The following is a 5,085-nucleotide window of genomic DNA, read 5'->3' as shown; positions in this document are numbered from 1 at the left end:
TCGCTCTGGGCGAGGTGCTGACCGAACACGGGCTCCAAGGCACCGGTGCGGAGGAAGTCTTTTCTGTCTCGGTCCACAAGGGCCTGATCAATCAAATCGAACACCTCGGCCGGTCCTTTGCCGCCGCCGAAACCGGTCACTACAACCGCGTACTGCCCGGCGACATCGTCTACACCAAGAGCCCGACCGGAGACTTCCCGCTCGGCATCATCAAGCAGAGCAAGACCTCGCACGAGGTGATCGTCTCGCCCCTCTACGGGGTGTTTACGCCCGCGACCCACGCGCTTGGCGTAATCCTGGAAGCACTGTTCGAATCCCCTATCGCGGTGCGCAACTACCTGCACCCGCTGGTGCAGAAAGGTGCCAAGAACACCATCGCGATCACCAATCGCCGCTTCCTTGAAGGGAAGCGGCACCTGCCGATGGATCCAGCCGAACAAGGCGCAATCGCCGAGGTGGTCCAAGTATCGCAGGCTGAGCTCACCGCCATCGAAGCGGAAATCGAAGCCCTCACCCGCCAGAAACGTGGCCTTATGCAAAAGCTGCTGACGGGCGAATGGCGGGTGGTAGTGGATTCCACATCCCCCTCCGACCCAACAAGGGAGACAACTGATGCCCGATGAGAAGAATTACTGGACCCAGCAACGCCCTGACGGGAAATGGGAATCGAAGCGCGAGGGTGCCGACCGGGCCAGCAAAGTCACGGACACGCAAGCCGAGGCTTGGAAGCACTCAAAACATCGGGCCGCCGACACGAAAGGCGAGGCACTGCTCAAAGGTCGTGACGGCAAAATCCGTGAGCGTAACACCTACGGGAAAGACCCGTATCCGCCGAAGGGGTAAGGCATGATCCATCTTCACACTTTCGATGAAGCGATTGAACATTCGGCGCAGTTCAAGAAGCGGCACCTGCTGCTCGGCAACGGGTTCAGCATCGCCTGCCGCCCGAAGATCTTCACGTACGGCTCACTCTTCGACCAGGCCGACTTCTCCTCGGCCCCGAGGCTTCCTGATGTCTTCAAGGCCGTCGGGACAACCGACTTTGAACACGTCATTAAGTTGCTGGAAGATGCATCGCGCATTGTTTCCGTCTATTCGAGCACAGCGGCAACCGCTGCAAAACAGATGGCGGCCGATGCGGAAGCTCTGAGGGACATCCTCATTCAGACCGTGGCAAACAATCACCCCAACATCCCGAATGAAATCGCGGATGAACAGTTCTGGGCGTGCCGCCGGTTCCTGTCGCATTTCCTCGGCGATGGGAACAAGGACGGCAAGGTTTACACCCTGAACTACGACCTTCTGCTCTACTGGACGCTTATGCACGACGACATGGGGTTCGACGACCCTATTGATCTGGCCGCCAACGACGGGTTCGGCCGCGATGAAGATACGGAACCTGAATATGTGAACTGGATGGGGGAGAGCGGCGCACACGAGCAGCGGGTCCACTACCTCCATGGTGCACTTCATCTGTTCGACGCGGGTGCCGAACTGCAGAAATACACATGGGTGAATACGGGAAAACCCTTACTTGAACAGGCTCGAGAGGCAATGGGTGCGAACAAGTTCCCGCTCTTCGTGGCCGAGGGCAAAAGCAATCAGAAGCTCGCGAAGATTAAACACAGCGCGTACCTGCACCATTCCTACAAGAGCTTCTCCTCGCAAATGGCACAGCGCAATGATGCGCTTTTCATTTTCGGTCACAGCCTTGCGGACAACGACCAGCACGTTCTGAAAAAGATCGCGCGAGGCAAGATCGGACAAGTCTATATCGGCCTCTATGGCGACCCAGACAGTCCTGGAAACAAGCAGATCCGAGGCGCTGCAACCGCATTGGCACATTCGCGCGATGATCGGGCCGCACTAGACGTTGCTTTCTTCGATGCGGCGTCCGCCCAAGTTTGGGGAGCCTAATGCACGTGGACAGTGGTTTCGACGCTCGTGAGAAACATCAATCTCAGATCCCCGCCCTTCAATTGCTTGTGGCGCTGGGGTTCACGCCATTGTCTCAGACTGAAGCAGTGCGCCAGCGTGGTGGCCGCTTGCGCAACGTTGTGCTCGACGACGTCCTTGCCGACCAGCTTCTGAAAATCAACAGGTTCACCCATCGCGGCCGGGAGTATCCCTTCGACCTCGAGGATGCGCACGAAGCCATTCGGCGCCTGAAGCCCACCCCCGACCGTCAGAAGGGCCTGCGGGGCACCAACCAGGATATCTACGACACCCTCGTCCTTGGCACGACCATCACCAAGACGATCCAGGGAGACTCCAAGTCCTATTCGTTCCGCTACGTCGATTGGGAGACGCCGGCGAACAACGTCTATCACGTGACAGCCGAGCTCTCCGTCGAGCGCACGGCCAGCCCCCAGACCAAGCGGTGCGATATCGTCGCGTATGTGAACGGCATTCCATTCCTCGTGATCGAGAACAAGCGGCCGACCGAGAGCCTGAAGAAGGCCGGTAGCCAGCTGATTGGCTATCAGAACGAAGACAACATCCCACAGCTGTTCCACTTCGCGCAGCTTCTCATCGTGATGAACCGTGTTGAGGCACGCTACGCCACCGTGGGTACACAGCGGCAGTTCTGGCAGACGTGGCGGGACGAGGAAGACCGGGACGAGACCATCGATCCGATGGCCAATCGGCCTCTGACGGCGGCCGAGGCCGATGCAGTTTTTTCGGGCGACTTTGCCTTTGCGCGCGCCCATTTCGAGGCTCTGGCGGCCGAGGGTCCGCGCGCTGTTACGGCGCAGGATCGCGCCATTCACGCGTTGTGTCGACCAGAACGAATGCTTGACCTGATCCGTCGTTTCACCGTCTTCGATGGCGGCACTCGAAAGGTCGCACGCCACCAACAGTTTTTCGGGATCCGCAAGGCTGTCGAACGCGTCCGCCAGTCCAATCTGGATGGCCGCCGCAAGGGTGGTGTGATCTGGCACACCCAGGGGTCAGGCAAGTCGCTGACCATGGTGATGCTGGGGCGCTCTCTCGCGCTCGACAAGGCCATCCCCAATCCGCGCATTCTGATCGTCACCGACCGCGACGATCTCGACAAGCAGATCAAGGACACGTTCAAGTCCTGCGAGCTGGAACCCGTACGGGCGACCAGCGGCGCGCACCTGATCGATCTGATCCGGAACCGGACACCGCTCGTGACGACCATCATCAACAAATTCGATACGGCAGCCAAAGCCGCCGAGGATGTCGATGAGGACGCCAACGTTTTCGTCCTGGTCGATGAAAGCCATCGCTCGCAGACGGGCCGCTATGGCGGCCACAGCCAGTTCGCCACCCGGATGCGCCGTCTGCTGCCAAAGGCCTGCTATCTCGGTTTCACTGGAACGCCGCTCCTGAAGAAGGAGAAGAATACGCTCTCGACCTTTGGCGGCCTGATCCACAAGTACGCGATCGACGAGGCTGTAGCTGACGGAGCCGTCGTGCCGCTCCTCTATGAGGGACGGCTTGTCGAGCAGCAGGTCAATTGCGGCGTGATCGACAAGTGGTTCGACAAGATCAGCGAAGGCCTGACCGATAGCCAGAAGGCCGACCTGAAGCGCAAGTTCTCGCGCATGGACGCCCTGTCGCAGACCGGCCAGGCGATCCGGGCCAAGACCTTCGACATATCAGAGCATTTCCGCCAGCACTGGCAAGGCACTGGATTCAAGGCGCAGCTTGTGGCGCCGTCCAAGGCGGCTGCAGTGCGCTTCAAGGAGGTGCTCGACGAGATCGGGCACGTCACCAACGAAATCGTCATCTCGCCGCCCGATGATAACGAGGGTAACGAGGAGGTCGACAAGGAATCGAAGGACCTCGTGCGCGGCTTCTGGGCGCGCATGATGGCACGGTACAAGACCGAAGACGAATACACCCGGCAGATCATCGACGCGTTCAAGGGCTCGGGCGATCCGGAAATCCTCATCGTCGTTTCGAAGCTGCTGACCGGGTTCGATGCGCCGCGCAATACCGTGCTCTATGTCTGCAAGTCGCTGCGAGAGCATAACCTTCTGCAGGCGATCGCCCGCGTGAACCGGCTCTACGAAGACGGCCCAACCCAGAAGCAGTTCGGCTTCATCATCGACTATGAGGGGCTGCTCGGAGAACTTGACACGGCGCTGACGACCTATAGCGCGTTCGAGGGCTTCGACGCCGCCGATCTGGCCGGCACGGTCCATGACGTGCGCGAGGAAATCCGGAAGCTACCCCAGCTGCACGATCAGCTCTGGGACCTGTTCAAGCCGGTCAAAAACAAGAAGGACATGGAGCAGTTCGAACAGTTCCTGGCCGATGAGGCGATCCGCCAGGAATTTTATGAACGACTGAAGGTGTTTAGCCGCTGCCTCCATATCTCGCTGTCGTCGGACAAGCTCTTCGACGTCTTCGACGAGTCGAAGATCGACGCCATGAAGCGGGACTGGAAGCAGTTTTCCGAACTGCGGCGCTCAGTTCAGCTGCGTTACCAGGAGACCGTCGACGTCAAGGAGTTCGAGCCGAAGATCCAGAAGCTGCTCGACGACCATGTCGTTGCCATGCCGGCCGAGACGATCATCGAGATGGTCAACATCAACGACCCGGACGCGCTGAAGGCCGTGGTGGAGGAAACGGGTATCTCCGAGGCGTCAAGGGCGGACCGGATCGCCAGCGCAACGCGGCGGACCATCACCGAAAAGATGGACGAGGACCCGACCTTCTACCGCAGCTTCTCGGAGCTGTTGGAGGAAACAATTCGCGACTATCGGGCCAAACGGATTTTCGAGCGCGATTACCTCAAGAAGGTGGTCGATCTGGCAAGCAAGGTCGCTCGCAAGGACCGAGGGCGAGAGGTGCCGGATGCGATCAAGGGTAACGACGATGGGCAGGCATTTTTCGGGATCCTTGAAGGCGCGCTCGCGACTGATGATGGCAAACCGATCGAGGCGGATGAGGTTGCCGCCATTGCGCTCACGATCATCGATATCATCAAGTCCCATCACATCGTTGACGTCTGGTCCAACGACATCGCTCAGAACAAGATGCGCAACGCTATCGACGACTATTTCTTCGACGTCCTTCGTGATGAACGTGGCATCGCATTGCCGGTCGAGG

General features: G+C 59.3%; 4 protein-coding genes. All 4 read left to right on the top strand.

The window, feature by feature from the left end; all coding sequences use genetic code 11:
- Window positions 1-623: restriction endonuclease subunit S (locus tag MJ956_RS17370; RefSeq protein WP_253965701.1), on the top strand; the 623-nt coding region annotated here is incomplete at its 5' end.
- Window positions 613-843 (top strand): DUF2188 domain-containing protein, encoded by a 231-nt coding sequence (locus MJ956_RS17365; protein WP_253965700.1) that lies wholly within the window; start codon window positions 613-615, stop codon window positions 841-843. The genes MJ956_RS17370 and MJ956_RS17365, both read left to right, overlap by 11 nt.
- A gap of 3 nt (window positions 844-846) precedes the next feature.
- Window positions 847-1,917 carry a DUF4917 family protein gene (locus tag MJ956_RS17360; protein WP_253965699.1) on the top strand — a complete coding sequence of 357 codons (1,071 nt, stop codon included), beginning with the start codon at window positions 847-849 and terminating at the stop codon, window positions 1,915-1,917.
- Window positions 1,917-5,085, top strand: a 3,169-nt coding sequence (locus MJ956_RS17355; protein WP_253965698.1) for a type I restriction endonuclease subunit R, incomplete at its 3' end; no start/stop codon positions are given. The genes MJ956_RS17360 and MJ956_RS17355, both read left to right, overlap by 1 nt.

It is taken from the genome of Aurantimonas marianensis, from assembly GCF_024195285.1.
Classification (GTDB): Bacteria; Pseudomonadota; Alphaproteobacteria; order Rhizobiales; family Rhizobiaceae; genus Aurantimonas; species Aurantimonas marianensis.
Note: the sequence above shows the minus strand (reverse complement) of the source record. Positions and strands in the feature narration are given on the sequence as shown.

What these genes read in the sequence shown, in the direction of transcription:
- MJ956_RS17360 (WP_253965699.1), top strand. Translation starts at nt 847, where the DNA reads ATGATCCATCTTCACACTTTCGATGAAGCGATTGAACATTCGGCGCAG.
- MJ956_RS17365 (WP_253965700.1), top strand. Translation starts at nt 613, where the DNA reads ATGCCCGATGAGAAGAATTACTGGACCCAGCAACGCCCTGACGGGAAA.